This window comes from Cognatundibacterium rugosum (genome assembly GCF_014284365.1).
Lineage (GTDB): Bacteria > Pseudomonadota > Gammaproteobacteria > Burkholderiales > Burkholderiaceae_D > Undibacterium > Undibacterium rugosum.
In genome coordinates this window covers 20011-35443 of the sequence record NZ_JACOGG010000004.1, presented here as the reverse complement: position 1 = coordinate 35443, position 15433 = coordinate 20011, and the positions used below count along the sequence as shown (strand labels likewise).

13 protein-coding genes are annotated in these 15433 nt (G+C 52.3%); 7 read left to right on the top strand and 6 right to left on the bottom strand.

Going from position 1 to position 15433, the window contains the following annotated elements; all coding sequences use genetic code 11:
* Positions 1–83 precede the first annotated feature (83 nt).
* The 4 genes from H8K47_RS04835 to pgi are packed head-to-tail and all read left to right on the top strand — an operon-like array spanning position 84 to position 4946.
* Complete coding sequence (locus H8K47_RS04835; protein WP_230410150.1) at positions 84–1442, top strand: peptidylprolyl isomerase; 1359 nt, start codon at positions 84–86, stop codon at positions 1440–1442.
* A complete protein-coding gene (gene pdxA, locus H8K47_RS04830; RefSeq protein ID WP_186880299.1) occupies positions 1442–2485 on the top strand; it encodes a 4-hydroxythreonine-4-phosphate dehydrogenase PdxA in 1044 nt (347 codons plus the stop codon). The genes H8K47_RS04835 and pdxA overlap by 1 nt, the downstream gene beginning before the upstream one ends.
* On the top strand, positions 2482–3276 hold the full coding sequence (gene rsmA / locus H8K47_RS04825; protein WP_186880298.1) for a 16S rRNA (adenine(1518)-N(6)/adenine(1519)-N(6))-dimethyltransferase RsmA: 795 nt from the start codon (positions 2482–2484) through the stop codon (positions 3274–3276). The genes pdxA and rsmA overlap by 4 nt, the downstream gene beginning before the upstream one ends.
* Before the next feature lie 23 nt (positions 3277–3299).
* Positions 3300–4946 carry a glucose-6-phosphate isomerase gene (gene pgi / locus H8K47_RS04820; RefSeq protein WP_186880297.1) on the top strand — a complete coding sequence of 549 codons (1647 nt, stop codon included), beginning with the start codon at positions 3300–3302 and terminating at the stop codon, positions 4944–4946.
* A gap of 613 nt (positions 4947–5559) precedes the next feature.
* Here pgi and gloA read toward each other — a convergent pair.
* The 6 genes from gloA to glyQ form a co-directional block, all read right to left on the bottom strand.
* The gene (gene gloA, locus H8K47_RS04815) at positions 5560–5958 is read right to left on the bottom strand and encodes a lactoylglutathione lyase (protein WP_186880296.1); all 399 of its coding nucleotides are present in this window, start codon (positions 5956–5958) and stop codon (positions 5560–5562) included.
* Positions 5959–6028: 70 nt separating this feature from the next.
* Complete coding sequence (locus H8K47_RS04810) at positions 6029–6910, bottom strand: M48 family metallopeptidase (RefSeq protein WP_230410149.1); 882 nt, start codon at positions 6908–6910, stop codon at positions 6029–6031.
* 161 nt (positions 6911–7071) lie between these two features.
* Positions 7072–7809 (bottom strand): lysophospholipid acyltransferase family protein, encoded by a 738-nt coding sequence (locus tag H8K47_RS04805; protein WP_186880294.1) that lies wholly within the window; start codon positions 7807–7809, stop codon positions 7072–7074.
* 25 nt (positions 7810–7834) lie between these two features.
* On the bottom strand, positions 7835–8395 hold the full coding sequence (gmhB, locus tag H8K47_RS04800) for a D-glycero-beta-D-manno-heptose 1,7-bisphosphate 7-phosphatase (protein WP_186880293.1): 561 nt from the start codon (positions 8393–8395) through the stop codon (positions 7835–7837).
* Positions 8396–8417: 22 nt separating this feature from the next.
* Positions 8418–10535 (bottom strand): glycine--tRNA ligase subunit beta, encoded by a 2118-nt coding sequence (glyS, locus tag H8K47_RS04795; RefSeq protein ID WP_186880292.1) that lies wholly within the window; start codon positions 10533–10535, stop codon positions 8418–8420.
* Positions 10536–10570: 35 nt separating this feature from the next.
* Positions 10571–11554, bottom strand: coding sequence for a glycine--tRNA ligase subunit alpha (gene glyQ / locus H8K47_RS04790; protein ID WP_186880291.1), 984 nt, complete (start codon positions 11552–11554; stop codon positions 10571–10573).
* A gap of 431 nt (positions 11555–11985) precedes the next feature.
* Between glyQ and H8K47_RS04785 the strand changes: the two genes are divergently transcribed.
* The 3 genes from H8K47_RS04785 to H8K47_RS04775 are packed head-to-tail and all read left to right on the top strand — an operon-like array spanning position 11986 to position 15428.
* Entirely contained in the window at positions 11986–14463 is a 2478-nt protein-coding gene (locus tag H8K47_RS04785; RefSeq protein WP_186880290.1) for a putative bifunctional diguanylate cyclase/phosphodiesterase, read from the top strand.
* A gap of 4 nt (positions 14464–14467) precedes the next feature.
* Positions 14468–14728, top strand: coding sequence for a hypothetical protein (locus tag H8K47_RS04780; protein WP_186880289.1), 261 nt, complete (start codon positions 14468–14470; stop codon positions 14726–14728).
* 55 nt (positions 14729–14783) lie between these two features.
* Positions 14784–15428 carry a 3'-5' exonuclease gene (locus tag H8K47_RS04775; RefSeq protein ID WP_186880288.1) on the top strand — a complete coding sequence of 215 codons (645 nt, stop codon included), beginning with the start codon at positions 14784–14786 and terminating at the stop codon, positions 15426–15428.
* Positions 15429–15433 lie beyond the last annotated feature (5 nt).

Genomic DNA, 15433 nt, shown 5'->3' with positions numbered 1-15433 from the left:
TTGCAGCTTTTGCGCCATCGGCAATGCTGAGTTCAGGGCAAAGCTTAACCAGGTTTTAACTTTTTATGCGACAACTATTGCACATGAAACAACGTACTCTTGTTACTTTACTGGCAGTGTCTACCGGCTTGTTGGCTAACCCGGGTGCCTGGGCGCAAACAACTCAACTGAAACCTACGACCACGCTGCCTGTTGTCAGCAATAAGCCGCGTCCGGTAAATAGCATCATTGCGGTAGTTAATGATGAAATTATTACTCGCCAGGAACTCGACGAGCGTATCAGCGTGGTAGAAAAACGCCTTAAGGCACAAGGTACGCCACTGCCTTCACGTGAAGAGCTGCAAAAGCAATTGTTGGAGCGCATGATACTGGACCGTGCTCAGTTGCAACTGGCGAAAGAAAACGGTATGCGTGCCGACGATCTGATGCTGGACCGTACTTTGCAGCGCATGGCAGAGCAAAATAAGATGAGCTTGCAGGAAATGCGGAATCAGATTGAGCGTGAAGGCACACCGTTCGCGCGCTTCCGCGAAGAGATGCGTGACGACATCATGATGCAGCGCATACGTGACCGCGAAGTCGACAGCAAAATCATCATCACGGAAACCGAAATCGACAACTTCCTGGCTGCTGAAGCCAGTGCCAAAGCCGGTAAGCAGGAAATCAATCTGGCTCATATTCTGGTACGTATTCCGGAAAACGCCAGTGCAGAGCAAATTACCTTGCGCCGTAACCGTGCCGAAGAAGTGCTGGAAAAATTACGTGGCGGCGCTGATTTTGCCAAGATGGCCGTGACTTATTCCGACAGTGCAGAAGCTTTAAAAGGCGGTGAAATCGGCTGGCGTGAACAGGAACGTATCCCACAATTATTCCTCGATGCGGTCGCGCAGGTGAAGACCGGTGAGTTTTCCGGCATTATCCGCAGCGCCAATGGCTTTCATATTCTGAAACTGGTTGGCAAGCGTGCCGGGAATGATCCTAAAGCCGGCACAGAAATCGTTCAGCAAAACCGGGTACGTCATATTCTGATGAAGCCTAGCCAGATCGTGCCAGAGGCCGAAGTACGTCAAAAATTGACGGAACTGAAACGCAAAATCGCTGCTAAAGAAATCAGTTTTGAAGACGCGGCTAAAAACTACTCGGCTGACAGTACCGCTGCAAAAGGCGGCGATATAGGCTGGATCAACCCCGGTGACGTAGCGGCTTTCGATGAAGTGATTGTGAAGTTGGCTATTGGTCAGGTCAGTGACGTGATCCAGTCTCAGTTTGGTCTGCACCTGATCGAAGTGACAGAACGTAAATCTGAAGACCAGTCAAAAGACCGCAAACGCATGGCAGCACGTGAAGCACTGCGTGAACGCAAATCTGATGAAGCCTTGCAAGACTGGTTGCGTGAATTACGTGACCGCACTTATGTTGAACTCCGTACGGAAGAAAAATAATGCCTGAATCCAGATTGCCGGTCATCGCCCTGACGGTAGGTGAACCGGCAGGAGTAGGGCCGGAAATCTCCTTGCGTGCCGCCTGGGAATTGCGGCACGAAGTGCGTTCTGTCCTGATTGGTGACGCCGCTTACCTGGCCATGATCGCCAATGAAATTAATCCGGATATCCGATTCATGGGAATCTCCCTGGAAGCCCTGCGTTATGCGGGCATGCCGGGTTGTCCGCCGGACCGGCTGACCCTGATCGATTGTCCGCTCAATGCCCATGTCAAAGCAGGTCAGCCTGATCCGCGCAATGGCAGACCCGTGCTGCATACCTTGGATGTCGCCATCGAATGTGTACAACAGGGCTGGGCTGACGCCATGACCACGGCGCCACTGCAAAAAAGCATCATCAATGATGCGGGTGTCGCGTTTAGCGGTCATACCGAATACCTGGCTGAAAAGACGGGCACAGCGCAAGTCGTGATGATGCTGGCGGCGGACGCGAACGCCCATTTGCCGCAGCCTTTGCGGGTGGCGCTGGCGACCACCCATTTGCCGCTCCGACAGGTGCCTGACGCAATACAGGCAGGCGAACTGCTGCGTACGATACAGATCGTAGACGCCGATCTGAAGCAAAAATTTGGTATCGCCTCACCGCGCATACTGGTGGCTGGACTCAATCCGCATGCGGGTGAAAACGGTTACCTGGGGCGTGAAGAAATCGATGTGATTATCCCTGTGTTGCAGCAAGCGCGCGCGTTAGGAATTCAGGTTGAAGGACCTTATCCGGCTGATACTCTGTTCCAGCAAAAATATCTGGCGCAGGCTGACTGCGTGCTGGCCATGTATCATGACCAGGGACTGGCCGTACTGAAGCATGCGAGCTTTGGCCTGGGTGTGAATATCACGCTCGGTCTGCCGCTGATACGGACTTCGGTCGATCATGGTACCGCACTCGACCTCGCAATTCAGGGTACCGGCCTGGCCGATATCCGCAGCATGGTGGTGGCCATCCGCAGCGCCGCCACCATGGCAACTCACATACTTAAATCATGAAACACATACCCCGCAAACGCTTTGGCCAGAACTTCCTGACGGATCAGCTGGTGCTAAGCCAGATTATCCGTGCCATCGACCCGCGTCCGGCGGACACCATGGTGGAAATTGGCCCCGGTCTGGCCGCGATGACCAGCCTGTTACTCGAAGGCCTGCCACATATGCATGTGGTGGAGCTGGATCGCGATCTGGTGGTGCGTCTGAAAAAGACTTTTCCGGCAGACAAGCTGACTATCCATGAAGGTGATGCACTCAAATTCGATTTCCGTACTATCCCGGTGCCGGAAGGACAAAAGCTGCGTGTGGTTGGTAATTTGCCGTATAACATTTCCAGCCCTTTGCTATTCCATCTGGCTGAACTGGCAGATGTAGTGTCGGATCAGCATTTCATGCTGCAGAAAGAAGTCGTGGAGCGCATGGTCGCTGAGCCTGGCAGTAAAGCCTATGGCCGTTTGTCCGTGATGCTGCAATGGCGCTATCACATGGAGTTATTGTTTGTCGTGCCGCCCGACGCATTTGATCCGCCACCCAAAGTCGATTCAGCTATCGTGCGCATGATACCTAAGCGCGATATGCTGGATTGCCGCCAGGCTGATTTAGAGGCGGTGGTGACCAAGGCTTTTTCACAGCGTCGCAAAGTGATCCGTAACTGCCTGGCCGGTATGTTCAATGAGATGGAATTGCAGGAAGCTGGCGTCGATCCTCAGGCACGTCCGGAAACCGTGGGGCTGGAGCAATACATAGCGCTGACACGTCTGTACAGTCTGCGTCATGCAGGCAGCCAAGACTGAACCTTATTCATTTTATTGCAACGATGAACATTACCCAGACCCCTGAATGGCAGGCTTTGTTACAGGATCAGCAAAGGCTGGAGCACACGCATTTACGTGACCTGTTTGCCAATGATGCACAGCGTTTTCAACGCTTTTCAGCTGAACTCGATGGCTTGCTGATTGATTATTCCAAACAAAGGGTGGACGCGGAAGCTGTTCGGCATTTGCTGTCACTCGCGCGTCTGGCGAATGTTGAGGAATGGCGTGACCGCATGTTTGCGGGCGAAAAGATTAATTTCAGCGAAGACCGAGCGGTCTTGCATACAGCCTTGCGCCATATGGAGTTCAGTCCTTTCCCAAGTGCAGAGCTCGATGTGATGCCGCAAGTGCGTGCGGTACGCAAGCAAATGCGCGACATCGTGGAACGTGTGCGTAGTGGCTTATGGCGTGGTTTTAAAGGCGATGCGATTCAGAACGTGGTAAATATCGGTATCGGTGGTTCCGATCTCGGGCCCAAACTGGCCAGCCGCGCGTTGTCGGCCTATCAGCATCCGCATCTGAATTTTTTCTATGTATCGAATCTGGACAGTGCGCACCTGGCTCCTTTACTGGAAAAACTGGACCCACGCACAACACTGTTCATCGTGGCATCCAAGACTTTTACCACGCAAGAAACCAGTATCAATGCACAGACCGCCAGAACCTGGCTGATGGCTGCGGCGATGGAGGAATGGGCGATTGCGAAGCACTTTATCGCGGTGACGTCCAGTCCGGACAAAGCGCATGAATTTGGTATTCCTGACGAAAATATCCTACAAATCTGGGATTGGGTTGGTGGACGCTACTCTCTGTGGTCAGCTGTCGGTTTGTCGGTGGCTTTATCTATCGGCATGAATGCGTTCGAGCGCATGCTGCAAGGTGCACAAACCATGGATAGCCATTTCCGTGAGGCGCCGCTGGAAAAAAATCTGCCGGTACTGATGGCACTGATCTCCATTTGGAACACCAATTTCCTGGGCGCAGAAACCACCGCAATTCTGCCTTATAACGAATCAATACGCCATTTACCGGCCTTCCTGCAACAGCTGGAAATGGAGTCGAATGGTAAAACCGTGAGCCGTGATGGCGAACCGCTGAGCTGCCGCGCCAACCCTATTGTTTGGGGCGAAATCGGCGTGAATGGTCAGCACGCTTTCTTCCAGTTGCTGCATCAGGGCGGCTGGCTGATTCCATGTGACTTTGTGGTGGCCGCATCCAGCGATCATCCTTTGCCGGGTCACCAGGCACCGCTGCTGGCGAACTGTCTGGCACAGAGTGCGGCACTGGCATTCGGTAAAACCGAGCAGCAGGCGCGTGAAGAACTGAGTCAGGCCGGTTTGTCTGAGGCGCAGCTGGCCCGTCTGTTACCGCATAAGGTGTTTGCCGGTAACCAGCCATCGACTACTATCCTGATGCCAGGCCTGGACCCGTTCCAGCTTGGCATGCTGATCGCTTTGTATGAGCACAAAGTATTTGTACAGGGTGTGATCTGGAGTATTAATTCCTTCGATCAGTGGGGTGTGGAATTAGGCAAGCAACTGGCTAACCGCTTGCTGCCCGCGATCCTTGGCGATCAGGCCTTTGATGCGCAACTGGACGCGTCGACCAGTGGGCTGATTGCCTATTTCCGTCGACACGGTCACGTTTAAAGCGCAGGGCACTTGCGGCTAAGCTGCAAGTGCCATCGGCGCACAACTGCAGCACCTGCAGCCGCCCGGCAGCGCGACCTCAGCTTGACGCGCAACATGTCAATCCCACCACAAATTCTGCAAGCAATGTTGATTTTCAGCATTGTTTGTGATTGGTATTTTTCCACAAAGCTGAAATTCCGTTAAATAATGTAAAAAAACTCGTCATTCAATTTGGGGTGAAACTGATCTGAGATATGCTTTGGGGCAATAGTAGTTTCTATCGGGAATTACGCAAACATGTTGCTGGCCAAACGCGTTGTAGCAAAGCGCTCTGATGAGCGGACATACAATCTTTTCATGGTTTTTTGCGTAAGTCCTGACCATTTTTCATCAGGGTAGCCGTCATGTGGACAGGTATTTTTACCGGTTTAATTCTAGTGTTTATTTTAGGCATCATCTTTCTCGTGAAAGCGATGAACAACGTCACTCATATGCCAGCTAAGAAAACGAAATCTGACGAGCGTTGAGGCTTGGGGCGGGACCTATTCTTACCGTCAGCTCTACTCCAGCAAGCTGGCATCCTGTCAGCTTGCTGTTACCTGAAAATCCTTATCGCTACTGAGTGCAATACTTACAAGGTGACTTCACTGTCGCGTTGTATCAGTTCTACTTTATAGCCATCCGGGTCCTGTACAAAAGCGATCACTGTTTTACCACCTTTCACGGGTCCGGCTTCGCGCGTCACATTCCCGCCTTTTTGACGGACAGCTTCGCAGGCAGCATAAGCGTCAGGCACAGCGATGGCAATATGACCGTAAGCTGTCCCCATTTCATAGCTATCCACGCCGTAGTTGTACGTCAGTTCCAGCTCGGCATGTTCCGGGTTGGCGCCGTAGCCCAGAAAAGCCAGCGTGTATTGGTATTCCGGATTATCTGACTGGCGCAGCAGGCGCATGCCCAGTACCTGAGTGTAAAAGTCGATGGAGCGCTGAAGATCGCCTACGCGTAGCATGGTGTGCAGAATTCGCATTATTTTTCCTTTAATGAATGTGGGTGTTGCTCTGAGCATCAAGCTGAAGCTGGCAGGTTTTCCAGGCGCTTCAGAATGGCGGTAAATCGGCAGTGGATTGCTGCCTTAATTGTTGTCTTGCCTGTTCCATTTCCGGAAACACGCTTTGTACTGTCGCCCAGAAGCGAGGGCTATGGTTCATTTCACGTAAGTGAGCCAGCTCATGGGCTATCACGTAGTCGATAATCATGGGTGAGAAATGAATCAGTCGCCAGTTCAGCCGTATTTTTCCATCGGAGGTACAGGAGCCCCAGCGCGTCTGTGCGGCCGACAGCGCCATGCTGCGATACTGCACGCCCAGCTTGTCGGCAAATACAGGCAGTCGCTCCTGAAACAGCCGTTTCGCTTCCTGTTGCAGCCAGCCCTGGACCCGGTCCCTGATCTGCTGTTCAGCGGCATCCGCCGGTACATGGATGTGCAATTGCGCTGCTGCCTGGTCGAGAAAAGTACCGCTGAGTGAGCCGGGTGAAATCCGTAAAGTCAGCGTCTGTCCCAGAAACGGAAATGTTGCGCCATCCTGCCATTGCATAGCGGGCTCCAGGCGTCGGGCAACCCGTTCGCGCCGCTCACTGAGCTTACGCTGTATCCAGCTTTGCTTCTCACTGATGGCATGCTCGATATCGCTGATGGTGACCCAGCGCGGCGCGGTGACACGTAAGCCACCATCATGAATCAGAAAGCCGATGCTGCGTCGTTTTGAACGCAGTAATTCGTACTGTATGGTGCAGTCAGCCAGCACCATTTTTCGTAGTTTATTGCCCGTCGCCGTATCACTGGCAGACGGTGGCGCAAGCGCTGTTCCCAGTTCAGTCAGCGGGTTGGGTAAAGCAGCCGGTGCCGCCGCAGGCTGCAAGCCGGGTTTGCCTGTGCCAGATGGCAAGACTTCGCTGAATAAATCCAGCTGTAAGGCCATTTGTATAGCTTTTCCTAGCGATGAGAATGATGACATAGCGTGTGTAGAGACAGGTGCAGCGACTGGTTCAGGACAGCAATGTATACCAAGTCGTCAAACTTCGCTCTGCAGGCCTGATTTGCACAAAAAAAATGCCCTGATCACAGGGCATGAGGGCAGACTTATTCTTGGTAGACTTGCGGTGAAATCACCCGCATCTCAGCTTCTATCCATTGTTCCACTTCCAGCATCAGCTCAGGCGCTGTTTTTCCTTCAGACGAAATCGGCTTTCCTACAGAAACGGTGACAATACCGGGTTTTTTGATGAAAGAATTTTTCGGCCAGCATTCACCGGAATTCAGCGCGATAGGAACGACCTGCGTGTTGGTCTCTACCGCCAGGCGTGCGCCACCGCCTTTGTAAGTGCCTTTTTTACCGACAGCAATGCGTGTGCCTTCCGGGAACATGATGATCCACTGTCCGTCGGCGAGGCGTTTTTTACCATGTGTGACCACTTGGGCAAACGCGTCTTTTCCCTTGCTGCGGTCTATTGGTATCATGCGCAACAAAGAAATCGCCCAGCCAAAAAACGGAATATAGGTAATTTCTTTTTTGAATACAAACACCAGCGGACGTGGAGTCGCCATCAGCAGGAAGATGGTTTCCCAGGCAGACTGATGTTTTGCCAGTAATATCGCAGGTTCATCCGGGAAATTATCCCAGCCACGGCGTTCATAGTGGATACCACAGATGACTTTGGCAGCCCAGATGATAAACACGTTCCAGCGTGAGGTTACATAGTAACGCTGGTTGTACGGCAAAAAAGCAAACAGCATACTGATCGGGGCCCAGATCACTGTCGCCACGATCATGACGACCATGAAAATCAGCGAACGGATAAAGCAGGTAAAACCAAACATGACATCTCCAGTAGCGAATCGGTACTCAGTTCGCGTTTTGTTGTTCTGAGGGGGCATCCAGTAACTGATCGACCATGGCCGCCAGATCCGGATAAATGCGGGTACCTGGCGGCAGGCCGCCTTTGTCCAGGGTTTTCTGGCCTTTGCCTGTCAATACCAGATGGGGCAGGCAACCGACCACAAAGCCGGATTGCAAGTCACGCAGTGAATCACCCACGCTGTGTACACCTTTGAGGCTGATGTCATAGCGGCGCGCGATTTCATGCAGCATGCCCGGTTTCGGTTTGCGGCAGTCGCAGTTATCGTCGGCCATATGCGGACAAAAGAAAATGGCATCGATGGTGGCACCGACCTGCTGCGCCATCTGATGCATTTTCTGATGTATCGCATTCAGGGTCGCCATATCGAACAGCTTACGTCCTATACCAGACTGATTGGTGGCTACCACCACCTGATAACCCGCCTGATTGAGGCGGGCGATGGCTTGCAGCGAACCGGGGATAGGCACCCACTCCTCCGGAGATTTGATGAAGGCATCGGAGTCGTGGTTGATGACGCCATCGCGATCCAGAATGATGAGTTTCATAGGCTGTCCTTTTTCTGGCATATCAGGCTGCCAGTTTAGAAATGTCAGCAACCTGATTCAGCATGCCATGCAATGCAGACAGCAGCGCCAGACGGTTATTGCGCAAGGCCAGGTCGTCCGCATTCACCATCACATCGTTGAAGAAGCTGTCGACTTCGGCACGCAACGCAGCCAGGGTTTTCAGCGCACCGGTGTAATCACCCTGGCTGAAGGCCGCATCGACTTGCGGTCTGACATCGTCCATCGCTTTGGCCAGTGCCTGCTCGGCGGCTTCCTGCAATAAGGCAGGATTGACTGCACCGGGTGCGGCTTCTGCTTTTTTGAGGATATTGGTAATACGCTTATTGGCGGCAGCCAGAGAAGCCGATTCAGGCAGTGTTGCAAACGCGTGAACTGCATCAAGTCGTTCAACAATATTCTCTATCGTGTACGGATTTTGAGACACTACAGCTTCAACTTCATTTGCGGAATAACCTAAATCGCGGAGTAAGCCTCGTAATCGATCAAGCATAAAGTTGTAAATTTGATCGATTGGTGGAATCGTAATTTCGGCTTTTCTACCTTGTTCAATGCGACTTGCATTATATTCTTGAATTTTCGATAATCCATCTTCGATCATGGATTTCAAGGGAATAGGCAACTTTTTCTCTATTAATATCCTTAAAATTCCAAGTGTTTGACGTCGCAACGCAAATGGATCTTTATCTCCGGTAGGTGCAAGTCCTATGGACCATATTCCCGTTAATGTTTCAAGCTTATCTGCGATTGCCAACGAAATTCCAGTTCCTGTTGACGGTAATAAGTCGCCAGCGTGCCGAGGCAAATAATGTTCTTCTATTGCTCTGGCAACTTCATCTATTTTGCCGTCATTCCGAGCATAATATGTTCCCATAATTCCCTGCAGTTCTGGAAATTCACCCACCATGTCGGTCAGAAGATCGCATTTAGCAATAGTTGCAGCTTCACTAGCTTTTATTGGATCAAATCCAGATGCGCTGGCGATTTGAGCAGCTAATCGTTGAACGCGCTTCATGCGATCGGCTTGAGTACCCAATTTATTGTGGTAAACAACTTTTTCAAGTTGGGATATACGAGACTCTAACGATGTTTTTTTATCCTGCTCGAAAAAGAATTTCGCATCCGCCAGACGTGGACGGACCACGCGTTCATTTCCCTGGATGATATGTTGCGGATCGCTGGTTTCCAGATTGGACACGATCAGGAAGCGCGAGCGCAGCTTGCCCTGTGCATCGGTCAGTGCAAAATATTTTTGATTGGTTTGCATCGTCAGGATCAGGCATTCCTGCGGTACAGCCAAAAATTCCTGCTCGAAATGGCATTCGTACACCACTGGCCATTCGACCAGCGCGGTGACTTCATCCAGCAAAGAGTCAGGCATCAGCACCAGGTCAGCGCCTGCTTTTGCGAGCAGTGCCTGACGTATCTGTTCTTTACGTTGCGCGACATGCGCAAGGACTTTTCCTTCTTGCTGCAAGGTGCTGGCATAGTCATCGGCGTGCGCAATGCTGACCTGACCCTGAGACAGGAAGCGGTGGCCGCCAGTCAGACGATCGCTGTGCAGACCCAGCAGGCTGAGCGGTACCACGCTGTCACCATGCAGCGCGATCAGCTGATGCACAGGACGCACAAAATGCACGGTGCTGCCATCCGGACGCTGGTAGCTCATGACCTTAGGAATCGGCAGTTTGCTGATGGATTCTTCCAGCGCACTTTGCAGTGCCGGTGCCAGTGCTGAACCTGCACTGGTATAGCTATAGAAAAAGCTCTCAGCCTTACCGTCCTGCGCGCGCTCGAGCTGGCTCAGCTGCACATCCGCGAAGCCCATCGCAGCCAGCTTTTTCGCCAGCGGGGCAGTCGGATTACCATTAGCATCGAGTGCGACCGAGACTGGCAGCACTTTGTCACGCATTTGTTTGTCTGGCGAGGTCGCACGCACCTGGGTGATGCTGACCGCCAGACGGCGTGGTGAGGCATATGAGGTAGCGACCGAAGCAGCCTCTAAAAAATCACGCGACTGCAGACCGGCAACGATACCGGCGGCAAAGGCTTCGCCCAGTTTTGCCAGTGCTTTTGGCGGCAGTTCTTCAGTAAATAATTCGACTAATAAAGTTTGGTTCATATAGAAATTCCTGTCCATTCTGTCCGGCTGCTGATTCAGGCAGCGTCTGCTGTCGTGGCTGTGGTGGCTGCAGTAGCTGCGGAGCTTACCAACGGCGCCGGCTTATGCATATCGTCAGCTGCACACATAGGGAAGCCCAGCGCTTCACGCGAAGCGTAATACGCAGCGGCTACCGCGCGCGACAGATTACGGATGCGGCCTATGTAGGCGGCGCGCTCAGTCACCGAGATTGCGCCACGTGCATCCAGCAGATTGAAGGTGTGGGCTGCTTTCAAGATCATTTCGTAAGCAGGCAGGGCCAGTGATTTTTCTGTGACATCCAGCAGGCGCTTGGCCTCTGCTTCGTAGTTGTTAAACAGCGAGAACAGGAAATCGGTATTCGAATATTCAAAATTGAAGGTCGATTGCTCGACTTCATTCTGGTGGAATACGTCGCCATAGGACAGGCGCACGGTCTTGCCGTTTTCTTCGCGCTCGGTCCAGACCAGGTCATAGACGTTTTCCACACCTTGCAGGTACATGGCCAGACGTTCTATACCGTAAGTGATTTCGCCCAGTATCGGCTTGCAATCCAGACCGCCGACTTGCTGGAAATAGGTGAACTGGGTGACTTCCATGCCATTGAGCCAGACTTCCCAGCCCAGACCCCAGGCGCCCAGGGTAGGATTTTCCCAGTCATCTTCAACGAAGCGGACATCGTTTTGCTGCAGATCCAGGCCCAGTGCTTTGAGCGAACCCAGGTAAAGATCGAGAATATTGTCCGGCGCCGGTTTTAACACCACCTGATACTGATAATAATGCTGCAGACGGTTAGGGTTTTCGCCATAACGACCATCTTTCGGGCGGCGCGACGGCTGTACATAGGCGGCGCGCCAGGGTTCAGGGCCGATGGCGCGCAGAAAAGTGCCAGTATGCGAAGTTCCTGCACCCACTTCCATATCGTAAGGTTGCAGCAGAGCGCAACCTTGCTTGTCCCAGTAGTCTTGTAATGTCAGGATAATTTGTTGAAATGTGAGCATCGTGCTATCTGCCTTGTGACTCCGTACGGAGTGGAGAAAATGGTTTGCCAAACCTTAGATTTTAACCTAGAAATTGCTGTTCTTACGGATAACACGGCTGCCGGCGCGAATACTTGCTGCGCTGCGCAACAAGTTATTGGTGGTGATACCGTTCATGATGCAATGTTTCTATTGCGGTAACACTTGTTACAGGGTATAAATTTGGCCGGCGCACGCGCATCATCACAGTCGGCTTTCAACGGCAGCGGCGACCTGATTTTTAAAAAATAATAGCAAACAGGATAGGCACAACAGGCAGTCTCTGCTTGCGTTAGGGCACATCGCAAGCACATACAAGAGCAGCCTCAGTCGCCTTCAGCATCCCCCGCAAGCAGGGGAGGGATGCCTGCTTTACCTGTCGATGAAGTTGGCTGAGAGGAGACTTGCCAAATATGAAAACAAGCGCACCGGTCGAGGATGTGCTGGACGTAGAATCACTGCGTCTCGAAGCCTGGTATCGCCTGCTGGGCGAACTCACGCATTGTTTGTGGTATCCCGATAGCATAGAGCAGATGCTGCATACTTTTTGCCACATGATGGTTGCTCGCGCGGGCTACCAGCGTTGCACGCTGACGGTCAACAGTGAGCAGTTGGACCTGAAATATGAGGCAGGTGCCGATGCGGACAGCGTGGACCAGCCAGTACAGCGCAGATCACTGACCCGCACTGGCTGCGATGTGCTGCTGGAAGTATTTGGTCCTGCAAGCCTGTGGGATGAAAGCGAAACCGGTCAGTTGCTGACACGAATTTCGCAGGAGCTGGAACGTGCCGTGGATGCCGTGCTGACGACCCACGAACATCAGAATTTGCAGGAAAACCTGGAATTGCTGGTGCTGGCAATTGCGCAAAGCCCGCTTTCTGTGCTCATCACCGATCGCGCTGGCAAGCTGGAATATTGTAATCAGGCGTATCTGCAAAGAACAGCTTATCGCTTCGAAGAGTTACAGGGGATTCCTGTACTGTGGAATAGCGGGGATGGAACCGATCAGCGTTTACAGGCTGAATTTCAGGCGCTGACGCTGGGGCAGCACTGGCACGGAGATATTCTGAGCCGTACCCGTGAAGGCCAGCGCTACTGGGAAAAACAGGTGGTAAGCCCGCTCGCTGATGTGGATGGCAAGATTACCCATCTGGTCGCGATCCGTCAGGATTTGAGCGCATCTCAGTTTCAGCTGAAAGAAGTGGAGCAGGCTTTGCTGCTACGCGAACAGGCGCTGGTTTCCAGCAGTAACGGCATCATGATTACGCGTAGCGACGCGAATGATCACTCCATCGTCTATGTCAATCCCGCGTTTGAGCGGATTACCGGCTATTGCGCAGATGAGGTCATCGGGCGCGAAGGACGTTTTCTGGTGCGCGACGATTTACAGCAGCCTGATCTGGAAGAAATTCGTACCGCCTTGCGTGAAAAGCGCGAAGGCCGGGCTTTGCTGCGAAATTACCGCAAAGACGGCACACAGTTTTGGAATGAATTGCATATCTCGCCAGTGAAAGATGCACGTGGTGCCACCACGACGCATTTTGTCAGTGTGATTAATGATGTCAGCGAGCGTGTCAATTACCAGAAAGAGCTGGAATATCAGGCCAATCATGACAGCCTGACCGGGCTGGCCAATCGTAATTTGCTCAATGATCGCATCACGCAGGCCATTGCCTGGGCTAAGCGTCAGGATTTATACGTCGGAGTGCTTCTGCTCGATCTTGACCATTTTAAACTGATCAACGACGGCTCAGGTCATGGGGCCGGTGATGAGATGCTCAAGCAGGTGGCATACAGACTACGGCAATGTGTACGTGACACCGATACGGTTGCACGTCTGGGAGGCGATGAGTTCGTGGTTGTACTGACTGATTTGCCTGACAGTAGTGATGCTGATACCGTTGCAGATAAAATTCTGCAAGCCTTGTCCAGTCCTATCCAGATTCAGGCCGTGGATGTATTTGTGACTGCCAGCATAGGGATTTCGGTGTATCCGCGTGATGGCGATCATGGGGAAATTTTGCTGCGTTATGCAGACATTGCGATGTACCGGGTGAAGGAGCATGGGCGCAACAGCATGCGCCAGTTTGTACCGGAAATGGGCTTGAACGCGATCAGCCGTCTGAATATGGAGAGCGCATTGCGGCGCGGCCTGGAACGTAGCGAATTTCTGCTGCATTATCAGCCGAAAATCGATCTTGACCAGCATACCGTGGTCGGTGCCGAGGCGCTGGTACGCTGGAATCATCCACAGATAGGCATGGTGCATCCGGTAGAATTTATCCCCTTGGCCGAAGAAACCGGGCTGATACTGCCACTGGGTGAGTGGGTGCTGGCTGAAGCCTGTCGTCAGCAAGTACGCTGGCGTGAGCAGGGGCTGGGTGACTTAAAAGTGGCGGTCAACATGTCTTCACGCCAGTTCAGGCAGGACGATCTGGCCGGCCGGATCGCCGCGATTATTGCTGTCACCGGTGCGAACCCAGCCTATATCACGCTGGAGCTGACGGAGAGCATGGTGATGCAGGATGTGGACAGTACGCTGACTACCTTGCGTTCTTTGAAAAAACTGGGTTTGTCGATCTCACTGGATGATTTTGGCACCGGCTATTCGAGCCTGTCTTATCTGCGCCGCTTTCCTATTGATGAACTGAAAATTGATAAATCCTTTGTCAACGACATTCATACCGATCCTGATGATGCGGCAATTGCCAGCGCGGTTATTGCCATGGGCTTGAGTCTGGGATTAAATGTGGTCGCTGAAGGTGTGGAACGTCTGGAACAGATACAGTTGTTGCGCGAGATGCGCTGTAGTCAGGTGCAAGGGTATTATTTTGCACGTCCCATGGATGCGCAAAGTTTCGCTCAGTTTCAGTTGAAGAAAAAGGTATGACAACATGACCAAGCTCCGATGGCATGCCGCACAGCGCGCTGAGCTGGCAGAATTGCTGGTAGACGCAAAATTACTGAGTTCTGCTGCGGTGGGTGCTGCTACCCTATATCATTTTCAGGCTGGTGAAGAGGAAATGGTCGCACTCAGTACCGATCAAGAGCATGTGGTGTTGATCAGCCTGCAGCCACTTTCTGCTCCGGGCCGGCGTCGTATAGATAAAGATGTCACGGAATGCCAGGATGAGGCTGATCACAGGCAAGAATGAGCACAGGCGGCTGATCGCCCAAGGCAAAACCAGTTAAGTGTAAAGAATCCGATTAATGAATCAAGAACGACAACAAGAACAACAAGAACAAGATGAAACGCGGCTGGAGCCTGAGTCTGCGCTTCCCGCCTATCCCGGGCTGAAGCGCCAGCAGATTTATATGGTAGAAGATGCCGCAAGCTTGCAATATGCTCGCACACAATTACAGTGCGCCAGCATACTCGGCTTCGATACGGAGACCAAACCCGTTTTTCAAAAAGGCCAGAAAAGTGAGGGGCCGCATCTGGTGCAACTCGCCACAGAAACGCAAGCTTTCTTATTTCCGCTGACCACTGCTTTGCAGGCCGAGTCTATCGATGTCATCCGTCAGTTGCTGGAACAGCCAGCAATACAGAAAGTCGGTTTTGGCCTGGTCGACGACTTGCGTCATTTGAAAAGTAAATTCGGTATTGTGACGGCGAATGTGCTGGACCTGGCACGTGTGATGCGTGAGAGCAAACAGCGTGATATGGGCGTTAAGGCTGCGGTTGCCAAATATTTTGGCATGCAGATGAGTAAGTCCAAAAAAACCTCGACCTCTAACTGGGCCCAGCATCCTTTAAGCGAGAAGCAAATCTTTTACGCGGCCAATGATGCACATGTCGCTTTGCTGGTGTATCTGCATTGGCGCGAGCTGAAATCAAAAGCGCTGGCGGCCTGAACTTC